Below are 25618 nucleotides of genomic sequence, written 5' to 3' on the forward strand. Positions count from 1 at the left end.
ACCGTTGATAGTTGAATTATCTCCGGTTATTTTTCTTATACAGCAAGGAAGTGAAAATATTAATCGCTTATTATTCAATAGTCGTATAAATTCTTTACTCTTATGTTTTTTGATTTTCACTTTAACAGGTTGCAACGCCAATACAAGTATAGATAAGAATAGCAATATAGTTGATAGCAATATGGATACAAGAAGTAATACTAATTTAAGTAGCAGTACTGATGATGACTCTCTCATAGCCACCTTAGAAGGCGACAATCAAAGCCAAGTATCTTATCTCTTCTATAATGAGGCTGATAGCGAAAAGAATATTGTGTTATCATTTCATGCAAATTACATTGAAAAAAACATTATAAAAAGTGAATTATTGCAAGATGATACTATTGTAACAATGAAAGTTAAAACGCGTGATACATCTATTCATGACCACGGACAGTTTATTATTTCTTTACCTGATTTTGTTGAAAGATTTAATAAAATACGATTATTTGATAATCATGGAGTTATCTTTACACTCGAAACAGGACAGTATTATTTAGAAAAAACTACTGTTAAGAACCCAATCAAGGGAAATGAGTGGTACTTAACTTCTTATACCACAAACGAAAATATAAACACGTTCAATATGAAGGCTGATTTCAACAAAAAAGGTAATGATTCATATCAATATCAAATTCTTTTACCAAAAAAATTAGATGAACAAAATATTTTGAAACAGCAAGACAATTCGTCCATCATTAACAATACGCTTAAGATCGATTATGAGAGTAAAATTGAACTAGGAGATTTTAAAGGCTATACAAACATTGATTATGACTTATTGGTCGTACAAAAAGATACTACTGGACAAAAGTTTACATTAATGAGTGCCAATGTTCCATTATCTATAAAACAAGAACTTATAAAAAAATAATTGCAGATTAATCTATTTTTAAGTCTTATGAAAAAAATGGAATGCTAGCGAACATAGCTCAGCATTCCATTTTGATGTTTACTATTCCATCGAGCATATATAAGACTCCCAACAGTCGTATTAGCCATTTCTGAATACTCATGCAGCATTTTGATCCATTGCGTTAAGCCGCCCATTTGTTCAACGATGGCTACAAAAACTTCGAGATTCTTTGTGTCCGTTATCGGAGAATAATACAAATTCTTGTCTTTCGAATTGGACCGTCGGTCATTCTGGATTAAAACCAAAAGCTGCGTGCCGTTAGGCTCGCAGCTTTTTTCCTGCCTACGGAAGCCATTTGAAGTTCGGCATGTAGCCGTGAATCCGGAAGACGCGAAAAGCTTCGGTATATATTATCCCCTTATTCCATCTGACCGCGCATCATCACGGAATTCGGCTCCCAATCCCACGCGACATTAGAGCGGAGTTCGATATCGATTTCTTGCCCTCTTAAGTGACACGCAATGTGAAAACGGAACGCCGTCTCCACGAATGCCAATTGAATGTCCAGCGTTGCCGCGTCGCTCCACGAGAAGCTGCCTTCGACCGGCTGTTCCGTACCGCCGAGTCCCCACACGGTCGTTCTCATTCGTCCCTTTATCCATGCTCCGCGGCCCAATCGTACGGATTGCTCGCCGAAACCATGACGCAAAGTGAGTAAGGCATCCTGCTCCGCGAAGTCGATCGACCATGTTTCGATTTGATGTTCGTTCGGTTCAAGCCGATAGACATGCCCATTCATGGCCGACTCGTTAGAGGCAGACTGATTATTAGGCGGGATATCTTGTCGAAATGCTCGAATCCTTTCCGCCAATGCGGCAATTCCCGGTTCATCCGGTTCCAGCGCATCCGGCGACATGGCAGGGAGAAGCTTGTCCCACACCGTGTTCATCAATGTCCTCTTATCCTCAAGGCCGGACGTCATAACGATCACCGCCTCTTGCTCCGGCATAACGATACAGACCTGTCCAAACGCCCCATCGCCCCGGTACGCGCCGTGCTGACATCGCCAGAATTGATAACCGTAGCCTTGCCCAAAATCGTTGTCCGTCTCCGCATCGCCAGTTGAAATATGACAAGCAGCAGCCTCGTGAATCCAATCGACGGGCAGAAGCCGCGTCCCCTCCCACTCGCCGCCTTGCAAATACAATTGCCCGAACTTGGCGATATCTTCGGTTGTCAGACTCATGCCGACACCGCCGCCTTCGATGCCGCGGGGGCATGTCTCCCAAGCGGTTTTGGACAATCCGAGTGGTACGAACAAGCGCTCGTCCAGAAAGGCAAGCAGCGGCTGACCGGTGACACGCTGAATGATGGCGGACAACATGTAAGTATTCATGCTGTCGTACATAAACCGCGTCCCCGGGGTGTACGCGATCGGCGCTTCTAGAAACAGCTTGACCCAGTTATCCGTATCCGAATCCCACGTACTTACGACTTTCGAGTGCCCGGCGCCCATTACCAGCAGGTGACGTATTTTTAACGCGGACAAGTGATCGGATACCGGCTCCGGCGCGTCTTCGGGGAAGAAGTCGACGATCCGGTCGTCCAGCGACAGCAATCCCTCCGCGACCGCGAAGCCGATCGCCGTCGAAGCAAAGCTCTTACTGAGCGAATATAAGGCGTGCGGGTATTCAGGCCGATAAGGATCCCACCATCCTTCTGCCGCGACTTTCCCGCGCCGCAGCACCATAAAACTATGTATCTCTAAGTCTTGATCTCGCAATGCGTCCAAGAAATCAATAATCGCTCTCGATGAAATCCCTTGCTCCTCCGGCGTAGTTCTCGACAGGGGCACCCGACTTGTCATTGCTCTTCCTCCGATCGGATGAATGCCATGCATTCGACCCGTATGAGTTGTTTTTTCCATCGTAGCAAAAGGAATTGTTAGAAAGATAGATCAAGAATGCTTCACTATCGTTTATTACACACAAAAAATCACACCATGGGATCTGATGTGATTTCCTTGACCTATATTTTGGAATAGATGATCTTTTTAATGCTTTCGCTGGAGAGACAGAACTGATCAGCAAGTTCATCGATCGTTGCACCGCCGGTATACTGTTGACGTATTTCAACGTTTCTGCGGCTCAAATGCTGTCGGCTGCCTGAGTTTTCGCCCCATTTCTTCCGTTGTCCTTCGGGAGAGGGGACGTAAACCATTCTGCCTTGGATATATTTCTGTATTTCCTGCAATAGCTCTTCCGGGAAAATGGTATCGGCGTTTACGTATTTCACGATAGCTCTGCTCCTTAAAATAAATTGAATTTAAGGTTGCAAAGCCTATCCTATAAACAATAATCGCGAGAACGCTGATCGTCAGGCGGCAGTAAATGGCTCCAATATAAACAACCGCCGTTGTTTATAGATCAAGACTTTGCATGGAGCAGAACGCTGGTTTACCCATAAACGATGACCTCTCTTTCAATACCGCTAAAGTAAATTCCTTCCAACCATTACATTCGTTCCTATTCGGCTGTTTCCTGCATCCGCTGCAATCGTTTTGAACGCGTTCGCCCCGTCGATTCACGTCCGCTCCTCGCTTACTCGCGCCAGCGCCGTCGGTTCTTCCTGCGCCTGAGCCGGATTCGGCGTACGCACGAAGCCTATTGCCCATAGCGCGGCGCTGCCGAACAAAGCCACATTCATCGTGGACACCGCCCACAGCGCGAAAGTGTAATTGGTATTGTCCCCCGACTGGAACAGAATGACGAACGTGTTGATGAAGATCGTCACGCTGAATCCAGCAGCCAGCAAGAGAAGGATCCGATCCTTCAGCTGGATATAGGCAAGCAGCGCAAGCGCCGCGGCGGGAAACAGATACCGTTCATGCATGCCCGTCGACAGCGTGAACACGCCGGAGATCAGCAGCATCGCCGAAGCCGCCCCGAAAGCCGGAAGCTTGCTTCGCGCATACATTCGCCAAGAGAACAACGTCGTCGCGACGATGAACAGCATTCCCCAGGTATGATAGCTCAGTCCGATAAAATGCGTGCTGTCGGCTTCGTAATTCAGCCCCAGCAGCGCGAATAGATTGTACCCGTTCACCGTCGCGTACGGATATTCCGAGACCGTTCCCGTATACAGCCGGTACAGCCAGAGCGGGCTTTGGCCGAATGAGAATGGCAGGACGACGACGAACAGCGTTACCGCTGCGCTTGCGATCGCGGTCAACCAAGCGCGAAGCTGCCGCATGGATACCAGCCCGAAGAACAGCACCGGCGAGAAAATAATGCCCTGCGGCTTCATCAGAATCGCCGCCATGAAGATGGCCGAAGCCCAGCCTGCCCTTCCTCTGGACAGGAGGTAGACCGCCGCGACCACAAGCAGGGTGAAGAACGAATCGACTTGTCCCCAGTAGGTCGAGTTTACGATCACGGCCGGATTGAGCGCATAGAGCACCGCGACGAGCAAGCCGATCGAGTAGCTGACATAGCGTCTGGATGCCATGAACAGCAGCCCTGCCGTTGCGACGTCCGCAATCAGCGACGGCAGCTTATACAGCAGCGTCGAGTAAGGGCTCAGCGATGCGGAGGACAACAGTTTGCCCGTTACATAGAGCACATAGATATAGAGCGGCGGGTAATCCGCGCTGCCGTTCTTGTAGAATCCCGTAAAATCCGCCGATGCCTGAGACGCCCAGGTACGAAAGAAATTCAAGTCGCCCTGATGCGCCGAAACCCATGGCACGACCGCGATACGCAGCAGCAATGCGCTTCCGAGCAGCAGCCAGACGAGACCGCGCCGGCTCTCGGCGGGGACCTCGGCTTTTCGGCGGAACACGACATAGACGCCGAACGCCGCGATAGCCGCGAACGCGAAGCTGTACGCAACCAGTTCTGTCTTGCCTTCCGAAGAAGCGGAGAAACCGCCGCCCCCGGTGCCGCCGCCGAAACCGCCGCCGCGGCCGCCGTTGAAGCCTTGGCCCGAGGCAGCTCCGTCCGGGCTTCCGTTAAACCCTTGTGTCGGAACGGAATTCATTACGCCTCCGTCCATTCCCTGCGGCGGGGCGGATGTTCCGCCCTCGGTTCCTTGCGCCGAAGGACCCGATCCATCGGCATCGGAGCCTCCATCGGCTCCCTGCGGTGGAGCGAAGTCCGCCGCACCTCCGTCCGTTCCTTGGGACGGCGCGGACGAGCCCCCTCCGTCACCCCCTTGTGCCGGAGCGCCTCCCGCTCCGCCATCCATTGCCCGGCCCGAAGCGGCAAACTTTCCTCCTCCCCCGCCGAAGCCTTGCGTCGAAGCGGCGGAACCTCCGTCGCCGACTTGTATAAGGGAATACACGCACATTCCCAACGATAGAACCAGCAGCGCGACAGCCGCGATCCGCATGGCTTGTTTTCGCATGAAGTCACTCCTTTCTTCCCCCATTCTAGGCAAGCAACCTGAACCGGAACTGAGCGTAAACTGATAGTTTGCTGAAAGCTTGCCGGCGGCAGCGCGCAGCAAAAAGACGCCCCGTTCGCCGGGGCGCCTTGTCGCATAGGCCTATCCACTTACGCTTGAAGTCGGAATCGGACTTCTTTATCCCCACATCCTTACCGCTTATAATCAACTTCTCAGGTCCTGCCTATCGTCTATTCCGCAGCCAATTTTAATTTCAAAGCCCCTTCCGACATCGTCACGACAAGCTCCTGAATTCCGCTCTTCTCGGAAACTGTAATCGTCGTATCTCCCGATAATTGGTAAATGGAGGCCTGCACGCGATAATCCGAAAGCTTGTACGTGCCCGGCGGCAGATACAAGCCGAACTTTCCGTCCTCGACCTCTACGTACGTCAACAGGTTGGTGCCATCCGCGTTTAACAGCGTCGCGAAGCCATGCTTCTGGTCGTCGCCTGCATTGGCGATCGTCACATGGACATTAAGGGCTGGCAGGCGGTACACCGAAGGAGTCGCTTTGCCTTGGTCGACTTGGATGCGTTTGCCCGACGGCAAATAGGCTGCGCCAACGCGCATGATCGTCGAGACCTTGTAATCGCCGTCCGGCACGTCGAGGTTGATGTCTTCGCCCTTCCAATTGAATTCTTTACGGGAGAAACCGGGATTGCTCGTACCCTCGACGACTATCGTGCCGCTCATCAACGGCGTACCGTCCTCGTTCAAGACCGAGAAAATCGGGATATGATGGACGCCCTCCGGCTGTTCCGAACCGCTCGAGCCAGCGGTATCCGCGTCCAGCGTAAACCAGCTGACGGCACCGATAATAACGGCCCGTTGATATGGCGTGCTTCCCATAGAATCCATCCGATACGGATCGGCGCCATGTTGCATGAGCAATTGAACGACTGCGCGGCTGCCCGCTTGAACCGCATTGGTGAGCGAATCATCACTCAACGGATCGCCTCCATAATCAAGCAAGAGCTTTACGATCTGCGGACTTGGATGAATGGTCGTTTCCGTGCCGTCCGGATGCATAGAACCGATCTCGTTGCAGGCGACGCTTAGCAAGGAGCCGTTCAAGTTGCTCAACGGCATATTCGGATCGATGCCATGCTGCAGCAGAAGTTCTATCATGGCCGCATCTTGCGAGACGAGCAATTGGAATACCCGCTGCGTATCAAAAGTACCTCCGTGTTCCAGCAGCACCTGCGCAGCTTCCACGTGGTCGGTCAGAACCGCGTAATCCAGCGCCGTGTTATCCCCGTACTCATTGCGCATCTTCTCGTTGACGCCAACGCCTCGGCTAAGCATGGTTTCAATTACCTTGGCATCGCCATTCCGCGCGGCCTCGAACATCAATCGCCGGAACCCGGTCATCTGCCCTTCGTTATAACCGATGGTCACCGTCTTCTTGCCGCCGCCGGCATAATAGGACACTTCCTTGTCCATGACGAGCGAAACGAATTTGGCAGGCACGTACAGCCGATCGTTCTGAATAGTCGGCGCAGCCGGCATTTGTACGGCCTGCTTCCCTTTTGCCGCCTTGTTCGAGCTTAAATTCCCTTCTACCTGTATGGATCCGTTCACGGCGGTCACATGTCCGTTACGGATGCTGAACTTAACGCCAACGGCTTGGAAAAAGGCTTTTGCGGGAAACATCAGGCTGCCATGAATGAGAATCGGAGGCAAGGTCAGGGGCAGCGGCTGCCGATCCAGAATAACGGCGATGTTTGACGCATTCTGGTTCTGCTGGGTCTGCTGGGTTTGCGGGACGGCTGGCTGGGGGGCTGCCTCCGCAACTGTCTGTCCGAGAGAAGCGATAAGCATCAGACTTCCGATCCCATAGGACAACAGGCGATAATACGGTCGTGCTTTCGGATGGTTCATAAGTTCCTCCTTCGCAGAATTAAGGGCATGAATATTTAGCGCTGTTATTTTCCTTATATTAGTGAATTTAACACTCCGCCCCACATGCGTCCAGACGTATTCAACCGCATCGTTCGAAATCCTTTCCTCGCCGAGGTTAATCATGCCGGCATGGACGACGCGCCCAACGCAAAAAAGGCTTGGCGTATCCGCCAAGCCCATTCTGCAGTTCGTTCCTGCTGCCGCCATTCTCTACTCCCACGGATACGCCGTCAGCAAATAATCCGCGAACTTCTTGCTCTCTTCCCTGCGGTGCTTCCGCATCTGCGTACGGTATTCGGCCGTTTCGAAGAGCTTCTTCTCTTCCTCCGTCTCCGGAATGACTTGCGGCACGGGTGTCGGGCGATTGTTCTCGTCCAGCGCGACGAAGGTCAGGAACGCGGTTGCCGCGATTTTGCGTTCGCCGCTGTTCATGTCCTCGCAGATCACCTTGACGAACACCTCCATCGAGCTCGTCCCCGTGTGGGTGATGAAGGATTCCAGCGAGACGGAATCGCTCGGCCGGATCGGATTCAGGAAGTCGACGGAATCGGTCGAGGCCGTTACCGCGGAGCTTCGGCACAGCTTCGCGACGGAGATGGAGGCAATGTCGTCGATATACGACATCAGCTTGCCGCCGAACAACGTATTGTGATTGTTCACGTCGGTCGGGAACACGCGCGAAACCTTGAAGCAGCGCGTTTCTCGGATGTATTTCGTTTCCACTTGCGTTCACTTCGCTCTCTTAGAAGGTGGGATTTTCTAAAAGATTATTTCGAGACCGGCAGCAATTCTCCTGTTTTATCCTGAATGAGTTCGGAAACCGTCACAAGTCGGTAGCCTCTGCGCTCCAGCTCCGGCAGGATGACCCGCAGCGCCTTCACGGTGTGGGCGGAGCCGGAAACATAGTCGTGCAGCAGCACGATGTCGCCGTTTCGCGCGTTCTTCAACACCTTATTGACAATATGCCGCACCCCGGGGCTGCGCCAATCCTCGGTATCCTGATGCCAGGACCAGAGGACGGTCGTGTAGCCGAGCTTCCGGGCGATATCGATCATGACGTCGCTGTAGTAGCCGCCCGGGGGCCGAAACAGGAACGGCTTCTTGCCGGTCAGCTCAATTAGCGAGCGATCCGTCCGTTCGATTTCCCGCTGGATGGTATCGGCCTTGATCCCCTTTTGAAAATACACATGATTGAACGTATGATTGGCAACCTCGTGCCCTTCCGCGATTTCCCGCTTGATGATATCGGGGTACTCGTGCACGCGATATCCGATGACGAAGAAGGTCGCCTTGGCATGATACTGCTTCAGCAGGTCGAGAATCTGGTTCGTCGTCGCCGGATCGGGTCCGTCGTCGAAGGTGAGCGCCAGCTCCTTCCGTTCCAGCGGCAGCTCCCAGATGATATCCCCCCGGCTCTCGTAGAAATGCCGGTCTTTCCGCGGCGGAGCCTGGAAACCGCAAAGCATGGCCGCGCACAGCGTGACCGCCAACAACCTTTTCAATAAATGCCGCATCGTGCTCCTCCCTTGGCGCTTCGGCAAGCTTGAATGCAATCCACTTTACTATGCGGATGCGAGCGGGTTTTTATGCCAGCCGAAGCGAAGATTGCCGAGCGCCCGAGGGCTGAATGCCTGACACTCTGCAGTCTACAGTCCCAAATCGTAACCTTCGTGCATCGCGAGTCCGATCTGCTCGAAATGTCCGCTGCGGCCGTTATACCAGAGCCTCCAAGACTCGCCGTCGAAGATCGCGTAAGGCTTGTAGTTCGCATCCGAATCCCACGCGCCCGGCTCCGGCGCCAGAATCGGATTGAGCGGATGACGGCGCCAGCCGCCGACGCCGTCCTTGGACCAAGCGAGTCCGATCTGCGCGTAGTCTTCGTCGCGGAAGCCAATATAGAACATGGCGAAACCGTCGTTATACGGAATAACCTGGCACGCCGTTACTTTATGCTGCTCCCACGTCCGTTCCGGGTCGCTGCTGAACACCGGATTCCCAGCGTGCTTCTCCCAATCAAGGCCGTCCGCACTTTCCGCGTACCCGATGGCATTGGGTTCGTACTGTTCGCCGCCGGAGTACCACATCCGGAATTTCCTCGCCTTTTCATCCCAGAGGACATGCGGACACATGACCGCTACTTTCTCCCACGGCGCCTCGGGCCGAAGCGCGGGCTTGTCGCTCTGGCGCACCCAGCGGACGCCGTCCTCGCTTCTCGCGTAACCGATGCTGGAGCTATCCGGCTTCCACGTCTGCCCGACATACCACATGTGATAACCGTCCTCGCGCTTGACGACGGCCGGTTCAGATCATTCTCCCATCCCGTCGATTCCAGCGGGCCAAGCACGACGACCGGCTCGCTCCAGTGGATGCCATCCGTACTTTCGACCAGCGCGATGCTCGCTTTCGGACGCCAGGAGAACCACATCCGGTAGAAGCCGCCTTCCTTCAGCATCGTAAGGTCGAAACAGGTGCCGTAATCTCCCCCAAGAACGGGATTATTCGCGTATTTGCGCCAGCCGGCATGATTGACATTGCTCATCGATCGCATCTCCTCCACTCGTTAAAATAAGATCGTGACAGGCTGAACGCGCTCCGAACGGAACCGTTCAACGCCGTCGATGATTACGCGGAAGCCAGGACCGCAGCCGTACCTGGTTCCATGCTTGTCGTAAAATATAGTGACCTCTCGGCCATGGTAAGCGACATTCTCGAGGCCAAAGTAGTCCCATTCCGCGTTCTCGGGCAGAAGCGGATGCAGTTCCAGCACGTCGTCCCGGCGCGGAAGTATCCCGATCAGGCCCGATAAGATCAGATCGCAAAACGCGGAATGATTGTAATGCGCGCCCCTGTCCCTATTGGCATCGCCCCGTTCATGCAGCTTCGTGCGAGCGATCCATTCGCCCGTGAACGGGTCCAAGTTCTCATCGATCCACGGAATCGCACGGCCGTCAGGCATAACAAGGCGGTGGGAGCCGGCATAGATCCGAAGCAGCTCCAGATAGTCCTCTTTGCCGACATAAGTCTGCTCGTATTCCTGAATTACACGGGCCATCGCCATCAGCGCCAGCGTCGTGGCGAACGGCCAGGACGGCCCGTTCCACAAGCATTCATGCGAATGTTCCATCATGAAGTTCGGGTGGGATCGCGCGGCCGTCGTCGGTCCGTAAGCGGCATAGAATTGACTTGGCTCCATGAGCCGAGACCAAGCTTCCTCGAATCCCTTGCCAGGAAGGCCGAAACTCCAAGGCACGTACCCGGTCAATTCGCATGCGTCGGCGAGACTTCCCTCTTGCAGCTGCCGCGCCGGCAGCCTGTCCCGCCACGATGCGGGCAGCTGCATGGTATGCCGAAGCCCTTCGCGATTCGCGCGCACCTTGAAGAACTTCGCTTCCTCGTCCCATAGCAGCTTTTCCGTCAACGCCTTAATGTCCCAGGCTTTCCGCCGGTAGATTTCCGCCAGTTCCCCGTCACCCGCCAGTTCGGCAATCGCGGCGATTGTGGCGGCATCCGCGTACATGTAGCTGTTAATGGTCGGCCTAAGGCCCAAACCGCCAAGCGAGAACTCCATCCCGTCCCGGTCGTCGATCTGCCAGAATAGGCCCGATTCATCCTTGCGCTCGGCTTCCCAGGCCCCGAAATTCCGAACCAGGTCCGGAAGAAGCTTCAGCAAAATATCCGCATCCCCGGTCACAAGGTAGCGCGCGTGCAGGGCATCCGCCGCCCAGAAGCTGTACCTCCGGGGCTCGCCGCCTCCGCGGAACCAGAACGCCGCGTAATCGTCCAAGTACGCCGGATTCCGCAGCCATCGGCCTTCGTAGAAATGATGGCCCGCCGGGCAGCTGATCGTATTGTACGTCCCCGCCCACGGAACATCCGGCAGAAACTCCGTTACGACATAGCCGGCAGGCGTTAATTTGAGATGTTTGCGGAATACGGACCAGCGATAGTAATACGTGCGCTGCAGAACCTCGTCCGGGCATTCGAACAGCGGGGCATGCAGCTGCAGCCAGCGGGCCTCGTCATCGTCCCGAACCTTATCCGTAAGGTTAATCCTCATCGTGCGTCCACCTTCCCTGCGGCATTCCCCTTAATCATAATTCGGCTGTACGGACAAGGAATAGCCAGTTTATTGACGTATATAAACACAATATTGATTTCCCAGCAGAGCGAGGCTGCCGCGCATGAACATGCGATTTACCGCTCCACCTTTTCCCTGTTTCCTGGCTGTCGGCGAAGACACCTACTATTTCGGCAGCCGGCATCCGGACCGTTCCAATCTCGGCGTATTCGACCTGCTTGTCGTTACGAAAGGCGCCCTCTATATCACGGAAGAAGCAGCGAGCTACACGGTGACGGCCGGTCATATGCTGATCCTGAAACCGAACAAGAGCCACGCGACTTACCGTTCCTGCGACGAAGAAACGCATTTCTATTACGTCCATTTCCAATCCATCGGCATTTGGTCGGAGGAGACGGCGGACGGATGGACGGATCACCCGCATCCCCATTATCGCGAATACGAATTGGCGGACAGCGATGACCGGCTGAACATCAAGACGAGCGTTCTCCAGCTTCCGCAGTTTTGCGCATTGCCTAATCCGGAAAGCTTGTATGCTTGCTTGCAGCAATTGCTGGAGCTCGTGCCGCAGCCCCAAGCTTGGGCCAGATGGCAGCAGCAGCTGGTTTTCCAGAACATCCTGCAGCTCTTGCATGCCGCCGGCGAGAACGAGAAGGATTCGACGTCTCTCCGGCTGGCCGAGAAGGTTGCCCACTTCCTGCGCACGCATTACCGTGAACCCGTCTCCTATCACCGAATCCGCGAGGCGTTCAGCTTTCACCCGACCTACCTGTCCAGGTGCATGAAGCAGGCTTACGGGATGAATCTCATCGAATACCTCATTGCCTACCGGATCGAACAAGCCGCCTTGCTGCTCATTAAGACGGATCTGTCGGTCGGGGAGATCGCCGAGCAGGTCGGTTTCGCGAACTTGTCCTACCTGGCTAGACGGTTCGCCAAGGAAAAGGGCGTGAATCCCAGCGGTTACCGGAAACGGTTCGCGACGTAACCACCATTCGGATGAACTCATGCAACTAAAAATACACGACAAAGAACCGCCAGATTGTCCTGACGGTTCTTCGTCGTTGCTGTTCGCTATTTGAATGAAGATGAATAATGGCTTTCGATTCGATTACGACGAAGTCGACGTCCGCGGCTGCGACGAGTCGAAATGCTGCATGTCGATGCCGTCCCAGATGTTGCCCGAATCGAATTCCTCCGGATGATCGAATACGAGGAATGCGGACGGCAGATAGCGCATGCCGTATTGGCTGGACGGTTTATTGACGACCGCGTCGTCCTTCACCAGCACGGTGGAAGAGCCGCCGTCGAGGTTCGCCGCCGTGACCGCGCCCTTCGCGAGCAAAATCTTCTGAATATCGTACAGCGTCGCGCCTACGGAATAGCCCGGCTGACGCCCGTCGATGACGACGAACATGATCGTGCCGTCCTTCTGCTGCGCCATGACGGTACGCGGCGCAATGCCCCAGCCGTCGGCTTCGCTCTTGATCAAGCCTTTGCCGTTGACGATGAACTTCGGCTGGAACGTAACCGCGTCGGTGACGCCCATGTCGAGCAGCTGCGAAGGCTTGTAGCGGCCGGCGACCATCAGGCCGTTCTTGTCGATGCCGACGACGTTGACGGCTGCCTGCATGCCGTCGCCCTTGTACAGCACTTTCCCGCCGGACATGACGATGCCGGCCGGTCTGAATCCGTTGCCGTCCCAGTTCGGGTCGTCGAACGCCCCGCCGTTCACGCCTGCGATGGCTCCCGTGCGCTTGACCATGCTGAGCACCGTTTCGCCGGAGCCGACGACGTTCGTCGTCACGACGCGAATCATTTTCGGATCATGCACGTACATGATGTAGCCCTTGTACTTCTTGGTGGAAATCTGCTCGACCTGCACGTCGCTCGCCGGATGCGAAGCCAGGGACACGTTATGCTCGTCCTTCACTTCCCCCATCTCGTCGAACCTCTTCATGTAATCCGCCACCCGGTTGTCCAGCTCCTTCTGGCCGATCAGGTACTTAGCCAAGTAGCGATGCTGGCTCGTAATGAGCGTGTCCGCCATCATGTAGCGGATATCCGAGCCGGACGGGGTCAAATAAAACCATCCCGCTCCGCCAAGCATAACGACGAGCACGCCGGCAAATGCTATCGATAACCGTCTCCTCCACCGTTTAAAAGCGCTGCCCTGTTTCTTGAATTTCTTGCTTCTATAGTTGGGTTCGAATGAGGACTCTGTTTGTGTATCCATGCTCTTCTCCTTTGCCGAAACGAATTGCGTGGTAACGAACGGCGGCGGTTCGGTCGCCCCGTTGCTCAACCACTATACGCTCGCTAGCTTAAGAGAAGCTGAAATTCGGCTGTGCAAATGATGGAAGCAGCCCGTTCAGCCGGCAAACGTAGTCCTGACCAGACTACGCCTGCTGCATCTCGACCCGAATAACTTGCGGCACCCGCTGGACTAATACCAAGAGCTTATCCACGTCTCCTGCCGCCGTTATTCGGACGGTGAGCTCCAATTGCAATTGCCCCGCTGCCTCTCCGACTTCGGCATGCTTCTCCGCCTGGAACTGCAGAACCGTCACGCCGGCCGCTTGGAGCGCGGACTGCAAAGCTTCCACGGCGCCGCCCTCGTCGGAGAGCCGAATCGACATCTGCTCGCTCCGAGGCGAGGACAGCCAGCCGAACCCGCTGTGCAGCAGCTTCTGCGCGACGAGAATCAACAGCGTCACGCCGATGCCGAGCAGGTACAGATTAGCTCCGATCGCCATCCCGATCCCCGCGGTCGCCCACATGCCCGCGGCGGTCGTAAGTCCTTTCACCGTCTGCCGCTGCATGAAAATCATTCCCGCCCCGAGAAAACCGACGCCGCTCACGACCTGTGCCGCAATGCGCGACGGATCCAGCGCAACGCCGGTTTCGCCCTGCATATCCTTGAAGCCGTATTTAGAAATAACCATCATCAGCGCAGCGCCCGTCGCAACGACGAAATGCGTGCGAATGCCGGCTTCCTTCATTCGGCTTTTGCGCTCGTATCCGATGAACAGGCCGCATGCGCCCGCGACGATAACCCTTAGCAGCAATTCATATTCCAACGTTCTTCGCCTCCCTTATCCTATATATAGCTAATCCGTTCGGCCGATATTCAAACATGCCCGTCTTCTCTGCCATCGCCGCGAGCAGACATAAGGAAGGAGAGGGCTAGTTCCTCCCTCTCCTCTTCCATCTTTCTATAACTGACATCTGCGACCGCTCTATGCGTTGTCTTAATGAGGCTCGAATTCGTAGGCCGTTCCGCAAGGACCGCCGCTTTCATTGCTGGCGACCTTGACGATGCTGCCGTCCGCCGCGTGCAGGTCGTCGTGAATATGATGGCCGAGACGCAGCGTGGAGACGCCGACGTAATGACAGATGAACGACCGGCGGAACCGATCCGCCGAACGGTTCGGATAAGAACCGTGGATCGTGCTCCCATTGAAGAACAGCACGTCCCCCGCCTTCATGTCCGCCGGCACGATGACCGCGTCCTCGGGCAGATCGACTTCATCGCGGAAGTAGGACAGCGCCGGATCCGCTTCATGCGGGCATTGAATGGCCGAGCGATGCGTCTTCGGCACCAGCACGAGACCGCCGTTCTCCTGGTCGGCGTCATCGATTGCCGTCCATGCGGCGATGCACGTGCCCGGATCCGCCTGCAAATAATAATTATCCTGGTGCAGCGCCTGTCCTCTCCCGCCCGGCGGCTTGAAATAGAACATGCTCTGCGCCGCCAAAGGCTCTTCACCGAACAGCGCCGTCAGCGCCGCGATCACCTGCGCATCCAGCATATATCGCCGAGCGGTATCCAGAATTCGGTGCGGATACAAGATGCGCGGATACATGAGCAAAGGCTCTCCCTGCGCCTCTTCCGCCGTCTTGGGCTCGAAGTAGCCCGGAACCCGCCCTTCCTCCACGACCTTCGCAAAGCATGCGCGAATTTCCGCCACCTGCTCGCTGCCGAACAGCTGCCTCGCGATCACATAACCCTCTTCGGCAAACTGCTCCTTCTCCGCTTCCGTCAAAATATGCGCCGCCATCTCTCATCGCTCCCGTTTTATGTTACTTTTATTGTAAACGGATGCATGGACAGGAAGAATAGCCGATGCGGCTAAAGACTTGCACACAACGGCTGCGCGGCAGGATAGCCCGTTTAGGGGAGGGAGCCCGATGTTCAACGAACTCCTATACGAATACGAGCAGGAAACAGGCCCGACGTTCGGCGTTCTGATGGCGGATCATTTTCGCCGCTCTTACGGCTTCTACGGCCATCGGCCGCGAGGGACTCTCGATTGGCTGCTCGTCTATACCGTGTCCGGCACAGGATCGTTCCGCGTCGACGAAGAAGTGCTGACGAGCGCCGCCGGCGACGCGGTACTGCTGCCGCCCGGCATCCCTCATCATTATGCGGCGAACCAGGCCGGGGAATGGGAGCTGCTGTGGGTGCATTTCCTGCCGCTGCCGGAGTGGCAGGATTACCTCCAGCTGCCGCGGACGCAGGAAGGGCTGCTGACGAGCGCCGCCCCGGATGCGCCGATTCGGGCGCGCATCGAGGAAGCCTTCCGCCGGCTGATCGCCGATGCCAGGCGCAGCAGCCGGGCTGGCCAAGAGCTGGCGCTGCTCTCGCTCGCGGAAATCCTCATTCTGCTGCAGGAGAGCAGCAGCTGCGTACAGGGGGACCGAAGCGCGGCCGCTCCCGCTTTGCAGGATGAACGAATCACGCAGACGCTCCGCTACATCGCGGACCACGCGCACGAACCGCTTTCGCCCGCGGCGCTTGCCCGCAGCGCCGGTCTGTCGGAGTCGCGCTTTCGCCATCTCTTCAAGGCGGAGACGGGCAAGTCCGTCTCCGACTGGGTGACGGAGACGCGTCTGCACCAAGCCGCCAAGCTGCTTGAGCTGACCTCGCGCCCCGTCGGGGAGATCGCAGTCTATGTCGGCTATGAATCGGCCTATTATTTTACGCGCCGTTTCTCGGCGGCCTTCGGCATGAGCCCGACGGCTTTCCGGCGATTCGCCGAAGAGCGGCGGCAATCTGACACGGCCGACTAGGTGCAGCGGCAGCGTTATTCCGATGCGAGGCCGTCAAATGAAACCCGCCGCCCCGTACGATTAGATCTATACCGAAACGGAGGAATTCCGCATGGACTGCCTAGGCTGCAGAATCGCGAACGGCCTCGAGCCGAACGTCAACGTCGTCTACGAGAACGAACGGCTTACGTGCGTGCTCGATATCGCCCCATTCAACGAGGGCCATCTGCTCATCCTGCCCAAAATGCATGTCCTCGATGTCGAGGACACCGATGCCGAGACCGCTTATGCCATCATCGATGCTTCGAAGATGCTATCCGCCCTGCTCAAGCAAACCTTCCGGCCGGACGGCATTACCGTCTGCCAGAATGGCGGGATCTTCAATGACCTCGGCCACTATCACATGCATCTCATTCCCCGCTATACAGGGGACGGGTTCGCATGGAGCGAACCGCTGCAGCCTCATGGAGCCGAACGGCGGCTTGCGGAGACGAGGGAGCGGCTGGTCGCAGCGCTTCAGTCGCGCTGATCCCCGTCTGTACGCCGTCCATGCCGGAAGTGAACCAAACCGGAAGTTCCATTGTCTATATCATTGAGGTGAGAGCATTTGAGCGACGAGCACTTGAAACATATCAGCGCAATGGACACGTCCATCCTGGAAGAATTGATGCAGCGCTACGGACAAGATGTCTGGAGCTTCGCCTATTCGCTCACTCGAAGCCGCATGATGGCCGACGATGTTGCGCAGGACGTCTTCCTGCAAGCCTACCTCCATGTCGCTTCCTTCCGAGGGGAGTCGTCCGCGAAGACCTGGCTGTTGAAAATCACCCGCAATATCAGTCTCAACTACCGCAAATCGGCCTTCGTCCGCAAGGTTCTGCTGATCGATGCGGTTATTCCCAAGCAGCAGGAGCATTCCGCCGAACAGTCTTTCCTCGAACGGGAAGCGTCTAACGAGGTATGGCGGCAGGTATTACGGTTATCGAACAAGTACCGGGAGGTGCTGGTGCTGCATGCCAAATACCAGTTGTCGCTCCCCGAAATCGCCGATGTGCTTAAGATCCCGCAGGGGACCGTGAAGTCCAGGCTCTTCGGCGCACGCAAGAAACTATCTCTTATGTTGACGGAGGATATGCCGTATGAGCTCAACTGATCCGGTTTGGTATGAGGCACTGCAAGAAGAACCGGTACAAGGTGCCGCTTTCCGGCCCGCATTGAAAGCTAGTGTCCTTGCGCGGGCAGTTCCCGCTTCCGCGCGCGCACGAACAAGCTCCCGGTTTCGCGGCGTAATGATAGGCGGAGCCGCCCTAATCGGCGTGCTGGCCTTAATTGGGTTCGCTCGACTCCCGCTCGGGCAAGCGCATGATCATACCCCCGATCACGAACATGCCGCGAGCCCAACCCAGAGTACGATATTCCAGGACGACACAGATTGGCGCAGTATCATCGACGCCAAATACCCGGGCTGGCAGAATGAGATCATATTCGAACAAAACGTCGGCGATGACCACAAAGTGATTTTCACGCGAAGGGTCATGGAATACAAAGGCCAATCGAGCTTGTCTTTGGCGGCCGACGCATTCATCCGGGATAGGAGGCAATGGACGTTCTCTTCCGGATACACGTACACTAACGACGACCTCGACAGAGCGAAGGCGAAGAATGCCGTGACGGCAGTCTCTCTCAAATTCGATTCGTATTCCTACTACTTCGGCATGAGCTTTAATCCGCAAGCCAGTCGAATTCGAATCGTCAATCCGCAGAGCCGGGTCATCGCCGAAACGAAAACCATCAAGCACGATAGCGACGGCAATGCGTATTGGATCATTCTGGTGAACAATCCTGATTTTTTGGGCTTCGGGCTAAAGGTTGAAGGTTTGGACGCATCAGGCAGCGTGCTCGCCTCGAATTATTCGCATTAAGCACTCCAATGGCGGCATACGAGATGCCCCATACGACAAAGACGCCGGGCTTTCTCCCTCGAAAGGGCAACCCGGCGTCTTTGCGTTCAACTGCTATGCTCTAGCATCATACTCTTACAATAACTCTCGCTTCGCTTACACCATAACCTTGCAAATATCGTTCGTGAACGCCACCGGATCCTGGATCGGCAGGCCTTCGATCAGCAGCGCCTGGTTGTACAGCAATTGCGTATACAGGTTCAGCTTCTCGTTGTCCTTCTCCGCCGCTTCCTTCAGCGACGCGAACACGGGGTGGTTCACGTTGATTTCCAGTACCTTCTCCGCTTTCACGCCTTCGTTGTTCGGCATCGCGCTCAGGATTTTCTCCATCTCGATGGACAGCTCGCCCTCGCTCGTGAGGCAGACCGGATGGCTCTTAAGGCGTTTGGACGCTTTGACCTTCGTCACTTTGCCGCTCAGCAGCGATTCCATTTGCTCGAAAAGCGCTTTGCTGCCCGCTTCTTCCGCTTCCGGCTTGTCGCTGTCCGCATCCGGCTCGATGCCGAGATCGCCGCTCGAAACCGATTTGAACGACTTGTCCTTGTAGGTCATGATCGCCTTAATCGCGAATTCGTCGATATCGTCGGTGAAGTAGAGGATCTCGTAGCCCTTATCCGCCACCATCTCCGTCTGCGGAAGCTTCTCGATGCGCTCGATGGAGCTGCCTGTCGCGTAGTAGATGAACTTCTGGTCTTCCGGCATCCGCGCGATGTACTCGTCCAGCGAGACGAGCTTGTTCTCCTTGGAGGAGTGGAACAGCAGCAGATCCTGCAGCACGTCCTTGTTCATGCCGTAGTCGTTGTACACGCCGAACTTCAGCTGGCGGCCGAACGCTTTGTAGAACTTCTCGTAGCCTTCGCGCTCGTCCTTAAGCAGGCTGAGCAGCTGGCTTTTGACTTTGTTCTTGATGTTCTTCGCGATCAGCGTCAGCTGACGGTCATGCTGCAGCATTTCCCGGGAGATGTTGAGCGACAGATCCTCGGAATCCACCATCCCTTTCACGAAGCTGAAGTAGTCCGGCAGCAGGTCGCCGCACTTATCCATGATCAGAACGCCGTTGGAGTACAGCTCGAGGCCCTTCTCGTATTCCTTCGTGTAGTAGTCGAACGGCGTGCTCTCCGGAATGTACAGAATCGCCCGGTACACGACCGCGCCGTCCGCGCTGATATGGATATGCTTCAGCGGTTTGTCGAAGCCGTAGCGTTTCTCGTGATAGAACTGCTCGTAGTCGGCATCCGTCAGCTCGCTTTTGTTTTTGCGCCAGATCGGCACCATACTGTTGACCGTTTGCTCTTCCACGTAGGCTTCGAGCTCCGGCTCTTCGCCTTCGGCGGCATCCGCTTTCGGACGTTGGCCTTTCACGTCCATCTTGATCGGATAGCGGATGAAATCGGAATATTTCTTGACGATGGAACGGAGACGGTACTCTTCCAGGAACTCGTCGTAATTGTCGTCTTCGGTGTTCGGCTTGATGTGGAGCACGATCTCGGTGCCCACGGACGCCTTGTCCGCCGGAACGATCGTGTAGCCGTCCGCGCCTTCGGACTCCCAGCGGAACGCTTCGGCGCTGCCAAGCGCGCGGCTCGTGACCGTTACCCGGTCCGCGACCATGAACGCCGCGTAGAAGCCGACGCCGAATTGGCCGATGATGTTGTGGCCGTCCTTGCTCTCGTTCTCTTTCTTGAACGCGAGCGAGCCGCTCTTCGCGATCACGCCGAGGTTGTTCTCCAATTCCTCCTGCGTCATGCCGATACCGGTATCGGCGAGCGTCAGCGTGCGGCTTTCTTTGTCGGCGGTGATTTTGACGAAATAATCATCAGCGTTGAACGCGATACTGTCGTCGGTCAGCGCCTTGTAGTAGATTTTATCGATAGCGTCGCTTGCGTTGGAGATCAGCTCCCGTAGGAAAATCTCGCGTTGCGTATAAATGGAGTTGATCATCATTTCCAGCAGTCGCTTGGACTCTGCTTTGAACTCTTGCTTCACCATGTTACGGAATGCCCTCCCCAATGGATCGAAAATGCTGTTAGCACTCTAATGACCGGAGTGCTAACGCTACTCTTTTTATAGCATACTTCCGGGGGCAGGCTCAAGTCCGAACACGATAAAATATCGTGAACTCGTTCATTCGTCCACATGCGGTTGCCTGTGCATCCAGCCAATCTAACCCTATTGCCGCGCTAAGATGAAATGGATGCCTCGACTATGCTACAATACGGGGATTGAACCGCCAAGGAGGCTTTACCGCACTATGCTGATTATCGGGATCGCCGGAGGCACCGGCTCCGGCAAAACGACTGTCGCGCGTTCGGTCATCGAACAGCTCGGCACGAGCAAAGTCACGTTTATTTCACAGGACAATTACTATAAAGACCACCCGCATCTCACGATGGCCGAGCGCGGAGCGCTGAATTACGACCATCCGCTCGTATTCGACAACGAGCTGCTGATCGAACATCTCAAGCAGCTGATCGCAGGACAGCCCGCGCAGGCGCCGGTCTACGATTTCACCGTTCACGCCCGTTCCAAGAGCGAATCGTTCGAGCTGCTCCCGAATCCGATCGTCATTCTCGAAGGGCTGCACGTGCTGTCCGACGAGAAGCTGCGGGAACTGCTTAACATCAAGGTATTCGTGGATACGGATCCCGACGTCCGCATTCTTCGCCGCGTGCTGCGGGATATCGAGGAACGCGGCCGGACGATCCAGTCGATCCACCAGCAGTACCTGTCCTCGGTCAAGCCGATGCACGAGGCGTTCATCGAACCGTCCAAGAAATACGCCGACATCATCATTCCCGAGGGCGGCGAGAATCAGATCGGCATCGAGCTGCTGACGACGCTGACAGAGAAGTATTTGAAGACCGAATAAAGCCGTGTTCCCTCAAGCGGAACACGGAGGATTATAGAAGGAGGCCGGCGACGACGTGAACGCACCGGGCGGGAACCATTCGGTAAATTATCGATGGGTGCCGGTGCTCTGCGTACGACGCATGCCTCCCATTCTGTATCCGAGACCATGACCCGGGATTTTCATCGAAACGTCATGCGAAGATTGAATACGAAGCCTCCATACGAAATTCCCATACGAAATTCCTATCCGAATCTTCCATACGAAATCTCCATCAGAAGCCTCCATGCCCTATTGCTCGCTGCCTATCGCCCTTGCGAAATAAACAATAAATGATATTCCTTCTTCTCGGAATCGCTATATCCAATATCCGCCGCGCATTTGCTCAGTACATATGTCGTCCCATAATCCTCACCGTAAGCCCCGGTACGCTTGTTGATAACTTCGCATTTTGTTTTCCGTACGCCTTTGTCCTGCCCTCCGAACGCGTCCCATGAAGTATCATAGACATAGTCGATCGACTGCCCGTCAAAGTCCAGATCAACGAATATAGGATCCCCCTCGTCCGTATAGCGGGCGATGCTCAATTGACTCTTCTGCCGGTCTTGGACGGCCTGATAGAACGCTTCCAGCTTCTCTACATTGAAATAGCCCCCTGGACCGGCCACTACGTAGCCTGCTTTGTCCGCATCTTTAAAGGTCATATCGGTATGACCGGAGGCTGCTTTCGATTTGTGCTTGTACGTTCCGTTCGTTTGGCTTAGGCTCAATTCATACCAAGCGACGATTGCGATCGCTAGCAAGATGGCCGTTACGACGATCGTCTGCAGTTCTCGTTTAACCATATCCGCCTCCTAGGGATGTAGAGTTTCGGGTTAGATGCTGCTTCTATTGTCATGGACGATGCCGGTGCGCGAATTGTTTCCGCCTCTTGCGCTGGGAGTCCGCTTCCAATTATTATACAGTAAATGGAAGACGGGCTCAGCAGAAATATTTTATCCCAAAGCATCTCCTCATCCAAAACGCAATTGGCTTGTTTGTTAATAACTCCATCCGGAGGCGACGCAACAATGGAGATGACCAATGCCGTTAACCCCATGAACGAATCCGTACGCGCAAGCAAGCTCATCCTCATCGAAGGCATTCCCGGCTCGGGAAAATCAACCGCCGCCCAGCACATCGCGCTGCAATTGGGCCGGCTGGGCATCCCCTGCGTATGGTGGTACGAAGAACAGCAAGGCCATCCCGTTTACGCTTATGACGACTACGCGAGCATGCAAACGATCGTCGACGAGCTGGATCAAGGCCGATACGGCCGCGTGATCGACAAGGCGCTCCGGCAGTGGCGCGCGTTCGCCACTGCCGTTGCAGCCGCTTCGGAAATCGTCGTAGCGGACAGCTGCTTGCTCGGTTATTTGACGTGGAGCCTATTCCCCTACAATGTAGCGCCGGCGGACATTCAACGGTATATCCGGGAGATCGAGCACATCATTCGCCCCTTGAATCCGCGACTCATCTACTTCTACCAAACCGATATCGGAGCTGCGCTCCGCCAAATCACGATGCGCAGAGGAGGAGAGACCGAGGCGAATTGGATCCGCCGTGCAACCGAGTCGGCATATGGCAAAGCGCACGGCTTACAAGGGTTCGAAGGCATGACTTCGTATTGGGAAGCGTATCGCGAGCTGACTGACATTAAATCAACGGGAGGGATATGCTATGAAGATCACATTAGCGACCGCGTCCGACTACGCCTATATTCGGGAACGCGACCGCCATCTTGCGGAACGGCTCATCGACGCCAAGATCGAGGCCGGCGAAATCTATCTCCTCCGCAACGAAGAGGGCAGCAGCATGGGCTGGATGCGCTACGGGTATTTCTGGGACAACATTCCGTTCATGAACATGATCTGGATCGATGAGCCTTACCGGGGGCACGGTTCCGGCAAGCAGGTCGTCCTCCATTGGGAACAAGAAATGAAGCAGCAGGGGTTCAAACTGGTGATGACGTCCACGATGGCTAACGAGGAAGCGCAGCATTTCTACCGAAAGCTCGGGTATCGGGATGCCGGCTGTTTGCTGCTTCAGGACGAGCCGCTGGAGATTTTGCTGACCAAGGCATTGGTTTGATTGGACTTTCCGAAATTTCACTGCATTGATTATGCATGCGGTGAAATTCTTTGGAGTGGAGAGGTGGCGGTGCTGATGCTCGAGGCGCGCTGGGTTAGGGGCTTTTTATCCGGGACGAATCGTATGAGCGTTATAGGGCCGTAATACGCCATTGCGAGTTTCTAACGAATCCTGCAAGCGCTATTGTTAACAAATTCCCGCTTTTCCGCCCATTTTCACATGCTTCCCTTTTCATAAGGCAGCTGGGGTTCGTTAGCGCAATTCCCTCTTGATTTTCGGCCAAATAAGCACGATACGATTCGTCCCTCGCCTTGGCAAAAGAACCAACCCTACCTGTCCTATCCGCGTTGGAGGGAGGGACGGATCGCGAAGTCGCATTGAAGGGACGGATTGCGAAGTCGCACTGGAGGGACGGGTCGTGAATCAGCATCGGAGGGCGGATCGCTAAATCGCATCGGATCCGGCAAAAAGAACCCTTTGGCGGCTATCCCGCAATGGCTTTCGATACAAGCAAGTAATAATCAGCGGCCCGTCCCACCTCGGGGGCGGCGCCAATTTCAGCCCTGCAATAATGCGAAAAGGCACCGGAACGCCCCTTCTCAGGCTGCATTTCCGATGCCTTCAGCTCAATCCGCTACTCGTCCTCGCTTCTCGCGCCGCGCCCCCGCCTCACGCATGATCCGAATAGTCCCGTTCCTTCTCGGACTTCGCCCACACGTCCGCGTACTCCGCGTTGCGCTTGAACTGCGCGAGCGCGTAGGAGCAAGCCGGAATAATCTTGCGGCCTTTCTCCCTCGCCTCGTCGACGACGAGGTTCAGCAGCTGCTTCGCCAGATTGCCGCCGCGGTAGCGCGGATCGACATAAGTATGGTCAAGCATCCACGTATCCGTGTCGACCAGTTTGTACGTAATCTCGCCTATGGAGCCGCCGACGCCTTTCAAAATATACCCGTTGCCCTGCTTCTCGGCGACAATATCCTCGGCCGGTATGTTCTCCGGACGTACCTCATCCTGATTCCCGTTCATGAAGCTCCACCTCCAGCGTTGTATAGCATCCTATTATTCTATACCCCGCATGGAACGATGATACGCAGCCGGTTCAGATGTTCTTCCCCGTTTTCTCTTCCTCCGCCATGCATGGCTTCATCAACTCGCAGCCTCGTTATCCATGAACCGAGCGCCTATCGGGCCTGCTTCAGATACGCCGTCATCTCTTCCGATAACCCGCCGAGCCGCCAGAGCGCGACCTTATACATGCCGGCATTCCGGACGACGCCGATCCAGCGCTTAAGCGTCTCCGTATCGGCGTACCACACCGTATGGGTAACGCCTTCCCCGTCCTTGTAACGGAAGTGAAGGCTCCCGCTTGCCCCGTCTCGCACCGCTGCTTCTGCGCCAGAACTGCGCGACAGCTCAGCCGCCTGCTGCTCCGTCACCGACGTCGCCTGCCTGTCCGCCGTCCAGTCGAACCCTCCGAGCGACAGCGCAATGGCGTTGTCGCCAGGTAGAGCCGTCATACGCTCCGACAGCTGAGCGATGAACGTATCATCGGCCTTCGGCCCAGGGCCGCTGAAGCCGCCGTAGAGGTTATACGCCATCATCACGTATTCCGGGCCTTTCGGCAGGCTCAGCTTGTTAAGCGGCGCGCGTGATTCCAGCACGACGCGCAGCGACTTGCCCTCAGCGTGCAGACGCTCGTACAGATCGCGGATAAACAGCGTATAGTTGCCCCAAGACCCGTCCGGGATTCGCTCGTAATCGAGCTCCAGCCCCCCGAAACCGAATTTGTCCAACGCACCAAGCAGGTTGCCCATATGCTTGTCCCGACTGGCTTGGGTCTTCATCAATCTTCGCACGAGCGCCGGATCCTTCTCCTCCGAGGAGGAGCCATCCGCCGTGAACCGGTCATTCACGACCGTTAACAGCGTTTCCTGCAGTCCTTCGCGATTGGCCGCGGCCAGCACCTCCGGCAGCGATTGACTGTCCTTCTCCGTGAAGTAGAGTTCGTCCTCGCTGTTGAAGTAGGCCGCGAAGGCCTGAACGCTGTCCAGGCCTAACGAGGCCGCGCCAAAATCCTTCATTCCCGCTTCCCACTGCCAATCCACGATCCAGGCCGACAGGGAAAGCGACCGCTCCAGCTTGTTGGGCGACGCGCTCCCGGCCGCCGGTTCGTCCGAAGATCGGTCCCTGATGACAGCATACGCGCTTACCACCGCTATTGCTGCCGCAATGAAGCCAAGTCCCCACGCGTTCCTGAGACGCTTCCGCTTGCTCCTTCGTATGCCGGACATGCTGCGCCCTCCCGAT

At 55.6% G+C, this 25618-nt stretch carries 23 protein-coding genes; 8 read left to right on the top strand and 15 right to left on the bottom strand.

Annotated elements, in window-relative coordinates:
- The first annotated feature begins 4 nt into the window (after positions 1-4).
- Complete coding sequence (locus GZH47_RS13760; protein WP_162640604.1) at positions 5-913, top strand: hypothetical protein; 909 nt, start codon at positions 5-7, stop codon at positions 911-913.
- 400 nt (positions 914-1313) lie between these two features.
- Here the strand turns inward: GZH47_RS13760 and GZH47_RS13765 are convergent, their stop codons facing one another.
- The 8 genes from GZH47_RS13765 to GZH47_RS13800 all read right to left on the bottom strand — a co-directional run bounded on the left by GZH47_RS13765 (position 1314) and on the right by GZH47_RS13800 (position 11299).
- Positions 1314-2762, bottom strand: coding sequence for a serine hydrolase domain-containing protein (locus GZH47_RS13765; RefSeq protein ID WP_162640605.1), 1449 nt, complete (start codon positions 2760-2762; stop codon positions 1314-1316).
- 161 nt (positions 2763-2923) lie between these two features.
- Positions 2924-3190 (bottom strand): CD3324 family protein, encoded by a 267-nt coding sequence (locus tag GZH47_RS13770; RefSeq protein WP_162640606.1) that lies wholly within the window; start codon positions 3188-3190, stop codon positions 2924-2926.
- Positions 3191-3478: 288 nt separating this feature from the next.
- Positions 3479-5299, bottom strand: coding sequence for a glycosyltransferase 87 family protein (locus tag GZH47_RS13775; protein ID WP_162640607.1), 1821 nt, complete (start codon positions 5297-5299; stop codon positions 3479-3481).
- A 230-nt stretch (positions 5300-5529) separates the two neighbouring features.
- Positions 5530-7221, bottom strand: a complete 1692-nt coding sequence (locus tag GZH47_RS13780) for a copper amine oxidase N-terminal domain-containing protein (RefSeq protein ID WP_162640608.1) — start codon at positions 7219-7221, stop codon at positions 5530-5532.
- Positions 7222-7452: 231 nt separating this feature from the next.
- Entirely contained in the window at positions 7453-7965 is a 513-nt protein-coding gene (locus tag GZH47_RS13785; protein WP_162640609.1) for an acyl-CoA thioesterase, read from the bottom strand.
- Between the two features lie 44 nt (positions 7966-8009).
- Positions 8010-8756 carry a polysaccharide deacetylase family protein gene (locus GZH47_RS13790; protein WP_162640610.1) on the bottom strand — a complete coding sequence of 249 codons (747 nt, stop codon included), beginning with the start codon at positions 8754-8756 and terminating at the stop codon, positions 8010-8012.
- Between the two features lie 132 nt (positions 8757-8888).
- Entirely contained in the window at positions 8889-9509 is a 621-nt protein-coding gene (locus tag GZH47_RS13795; protein WP_225446483.1) for a glycoside hydrolase family protein, read from the bottom strand.
- Between the two features lie 293 nt (positions 9510-9802).
- Positions 9803-11299, bottom strand: coding sequence for an MGH1-like glycoside hydrolase domain-containing protein (locus GZH47_RS13800; RefSeq protein ID WP_162640611.1), 1497 nt, complete (start codon positions 11297-11299; stop codon positions 9803-9805).
- A 124-nt stretch (positions 11300-11423) separates the two neighbouring features.
- On the opposite strand from GZH47_RS13800, the gene GZH47_RS13805 reads away from it, so the two are divergent.
- On the top strand, positions 11424-12308 hold the full coding sequence (locus GZH47_RS13805) for a helix-turn-helix transcriptional regulator (RefSeq protein ID WP_162640612.1): 885 nt from the start codon (positions 11424-11426) through the stop codon (positions 12306-12308).
- A 123-nt stretch (positions 12309-12431) separates the two neighbouring features.
- Here GZH47_RS13805 and GZH47_RS13810 read toward each other — a convergent pair whose 3' ends face one another.
- The 3 genes from GZH47_RS13810 to GZH47_RS13820 all read right to left on the bottom strand — a co-directional run bounded on the left by GZH47_RS13810 (position 12432) and on the right by GZH47_RS13820 (position 15381).
- On the bottom strand, positions 12432-13556 hold the full coding sequence (locus GZH47_RS13810; RefSeq protein WP_162640613.1) for a phosphodiester glycosidase family protein: 1125 nt from the start codon (positions 13554-13556) through the stop codon (positions 12432-12434).
- 163 nt (positions 13557-13719) lie between these two features.
- The gene (locus GZH47_RS13815; protein ID WP_162640614.1) at positions 13720-14400 is read right to left on the bottom strand and encodes an MgtC/SapB family protein; all 681 of its coding nucleotides are present in this window, start codon (positions 14398-14400) and stop codon (positions 13720-13722) included.
- A 171-nt stretch (positions 14401-14571) separates the two neighbouring features.
- Positions 14572-15381, bottom strand: a complete 810-nt coding sequence (locus GZH47_RS13820) for a phytanoyl-CoA dioxygenase family protein (protein ID WP_162640615.1) — start codon at positions 15379-15381, stop codon at positions 14572-14574.
- Between the two features lie 130 nt (positions 15382-15511).
- Here GZH47_RS13820 and GZH47_RS13825 point away from each other — a divergent pair, with 130 nt between their 5' ends.
- From GZH47_RS13825 to GZH47_RS13840, 4 genes are all read left to right on the top strand, one after another.
- The gene (locus GZH47_RS13825) at positions 15512-16393 is read left to right on the top strand and encodes a helix-turn-helix domain-containing protein (RefSeq protein ID WP_162640616.1); all 882 of its coding nucleotides are present in this window, start codon (positions 15512-15514) and stop codon (positions 16391-16393) included.
- A gap of 91 nt (positions 16394-16484) precedes the next feature.
- On the top strand, positions 16485-16901 hold the full coding sequence (locus GZH47_RS13830) for an HIT family protein (RefSeq protein ID WP_162640617.1): 417 nt from the start codon (positions 16485-16487) through the stop codon (positions 16899-16901).
- A gap of 78 nt (positions 16902-16979) precedes the next feature.
- The gene (locus GZH47_RS13835; RefSeq protein ID WP_225446484.1) at positions 16980-17525 is read left to right on the top strand and encodes an RNA polymerase sigma factor; all 546 of its coding nucleotides are present in this window, start codon (positions 16980-16982) and stop codon (positions 17523-17525) included.
- Positions 17512-18294 (top strand): hypothetical protein, encoded by a 783-nt coding sequence (locus GZH47_RS13840; protein WP_162640618.1) that lies wholly within the window; start codon positions 17512-17514, stop codon positions 18292-18294. Before GZH47_RS13835 ends, GZH47_RS13840 begins: the two co-directional genes overlap by 14 nt.
- Before the next feature lie 135 nt (positions 18295-18429).
- On the opposite strand, the gene htpG is transcribed toward GZH47_RS13840, so the two are convergent.
- Positions 18430-20322, bottom strand: a complete 1893-nt coding sequence (gene htpG, locus GZH47_RS13845) for a molecular chaperone HtpG (RefSeq protein WP_162640619.1) — start codon at positions 20320-20322, stop codon at positions 18430-18432.
- Between the two features lie 262 nt (positions 20323-20584).
- Here htpG and udk point away from each other — a divergent pair, with 262 nt between their 5' ends.
- The gene (udk, locus tag GZH47_RS13850) at positions 20585-21202 is read left to right on the top strand and encodes a uridine kinase (protein ID WP_162640620.1); all 618 of its coding nucleotides are present in this window, start codon (positions 20585-20587) and stop codon (positions 21200-21202) included.
- A 284-nt stretch (positions 21203-21486) separates the two neighbouring features.
- On the opposite strand, the gene GZH47_RS13855 is transcribed toward udk, so the two are convergent.
- The gene (locus GZH47_RS13855) at positions 21487-22026 is read right to left on the bottom strand and encodes a DUF4362 domain-containing protein (protein WP_162640621.1); all 540 of its coding nucleotides are present in this window, start codon (positions 22024-22026) and stop codon (positions 21487-21489) included.
- A gap of 874 nt (positions 22027-22900) precedes the next feature.
- On the opposite strand from GZH47_RS13855, the gene GZH47_RS13860 reads away from it, so the two are divergent.
- A complete protein-coding gene (locus GZH47_RS13860; RefSeq protein ID WP_162640622.1) occupies positions 22901-23311 on the top strand; it encodes a GNAT family N-acetyltransferase in 411 nt (136 codons plus the stop codon).
- Between the two features lie 669 nt (positions 23312-23980).
- On the opposite strand, the gene GZH47_RS13865 is transcribed toward GZH47_RS13860, so the two are convergent.
- Both GZH47_RS13865 and GZH47_RS13870 read right to left on the bottom strand, forming a co-directional pair.
- Positions 23981-24337 carry a GNAT family N-acetyltransferase gene (locus GZH47_RS13865; RefSeq protein ID WP_162640623.1) on the bottom strand — a complete coding sequence of 119 codons (357 nt, stop codon included), beginning with the start codon at positions 24335-24337 and terminating at the stop codon, positions 23981-23983.
- Between the two features lie 155 nt (positions 24338-24492).
- A complete protein-coding gene (locus GZH47_RS13870; RefSeq protein WP_162640624.1) occupies positions 24493-25602 on the bottom strand; it encodes a glycoside hydrolase family 18 protein in 1110 nt (369 codons plus the stop codon).
- Between the last annotated feature and the right edge of the window lie 16 nt (positions 25603-25618).

It is taken from the genome of Paenibacillus rhizovicinus, from assembly GCF_010365285.1.
GTDB lineage: Bacteria > Bacillota > Bacilli > Paenibacillales > Paenibacillaceae > Paenibacillus_Z > Paenibacillus_Z rhizovicinus.

What these genes read in the sequence shown, in the direction of transcription:
- GZH47_RS13825 (WP_162640616.1), top strand. Translation starts at nt 15,512, where the DNA reads ATGTTCAACGAACTCCTATACGAATACGAGCAGGAAACAGGCCCGACG.
- GZH47_RS13855 (WP_162640621.1), bottom strand. Translation starts at nt 22,026, where the DNA reads ATGGTTAAACGAGAACTGCAGACGATCGTCGTAACGGCCATCTTGCTA.
- GZH47_RS13765 (WP_162640605.1), bottom strand. Translation starts at nt 2,762, where the DNA reads ATGACAAGTCGGGTGCCCCTGTCGAGAACTACGCCGGAGGAGCAAGGG.
- GZH47_RS13830 (WP_162640617.1), top strand. Translation starts at nt 16,485, where the DNA reads ATGGACTGCCTAGGCTGCAGAATCGCGAACGGCCTCGAGCCGAACGTC.
- GZH47_RS13870 (WP_162640624.1), bottom strand. Translation starts at nt 25,602, where the DNA reads ATGTCCGGCATACGAAGGAGCAAGCGGAAGCGTCTCAGGAACGCGTGG.
- GZH47_RS13790 (WP_162640610.1), bottom strand. Translation starts at nt 8,756, where the DNA reads ATGCGGCATTTATTGAAAAGGTTGTTGGCGGTCACGCTGTGCGCGGCC.
- udk (WP_162640620.1), top strand. Translation starts at nt 20,585, where the DNA reads ATGCTGATTATCGGGATCGCCGGAGGCACCGGCTCCGGCAAAACGACT.
- GZH47_RS13810 (WP_162640613.1), bottom strand. Translation starts at nt 13,556, where the DNA reads ATGGATACACAAACAGAGTCCTCATTCGAACCCAACTATAGAAGCAAG.
- GZH47_RS13795 (WP_225446483.1), bottom strand. Translation starts at nt 9,509, where the DNA reads ATGTGGTATGTCGGGCAGACGTGGAAGCCGGATAGCTCCAGCATCGGT.
- GZH47_RS13840 (WP_162640618.1), top strand. Translation starts at nt 17,512, where the DNA reads ATGAGCTCAACTGATCCGGTTTGGTATGAGGCACTGCAAGAAGAACCG.
- htpG (WP_162640619.1), bottom strand. Translation starts at nt 20,322, where the DNA reads ATGGTGAAGCAAGAGTTCAAAGCAGAGTCCAAGCGACTGCTGGAAATG.
- GZH47_RS13800 (WP_162640611.1), bottom strand. Translation starts at nt 11,299, where the DNA reads ATGAGGATTAACCTTACGGATAAGGTTCGGGACGATGACGAGGCCCGC.
- GZH47_RS13820 (WP_162640615.1), bottom strand. Translation starts at nt 15,381, where the DNA reads ATGGCGGCGCATATTTTGACGGAAGCGGAGAAGGAGCAGTTTGCCGAA.
- GZH47_RS13865 (WP_162640623.1), bottom strand. Translation starts at nt 24,337, where the DNA reads ATGAACGGGAATCAGGATGAGGTACGTCCGGAGAACATACCGGCCGAG.
- GZH47_RS13775 (WP_162640607.1), bottom strand. Translation starts at nt 5,299, where the DNA reads ATGCGAAAACAAGCCATGCGGATCGCGGCTGTCGCGCTGCTGGTTCTA.
- GZH47_RS13860 (WP_162640622.1), top strand. Translation starts at nt 22,901, where the DNA reads ATGAAGATCACATTAGCGACCGCGTCCGACTACGCCTATATTCGGGAA.
- GZH47_RS13780 (WP_162640608.1), bottom strand. Translation starts at nt 7,221, where the DNA reads ATGAACCATCCGAAAGCACGACCGTATTATCGCCTGTTGTCCTATGGG.
- GZH47_RS13805 (WP_162640612.1), top strand. Translation starts at nt 11,424, where the DNA reads ATGAACATGCGATTTACCGCTCCACCTTTTCCCTGTTTCCTGGCTGTC.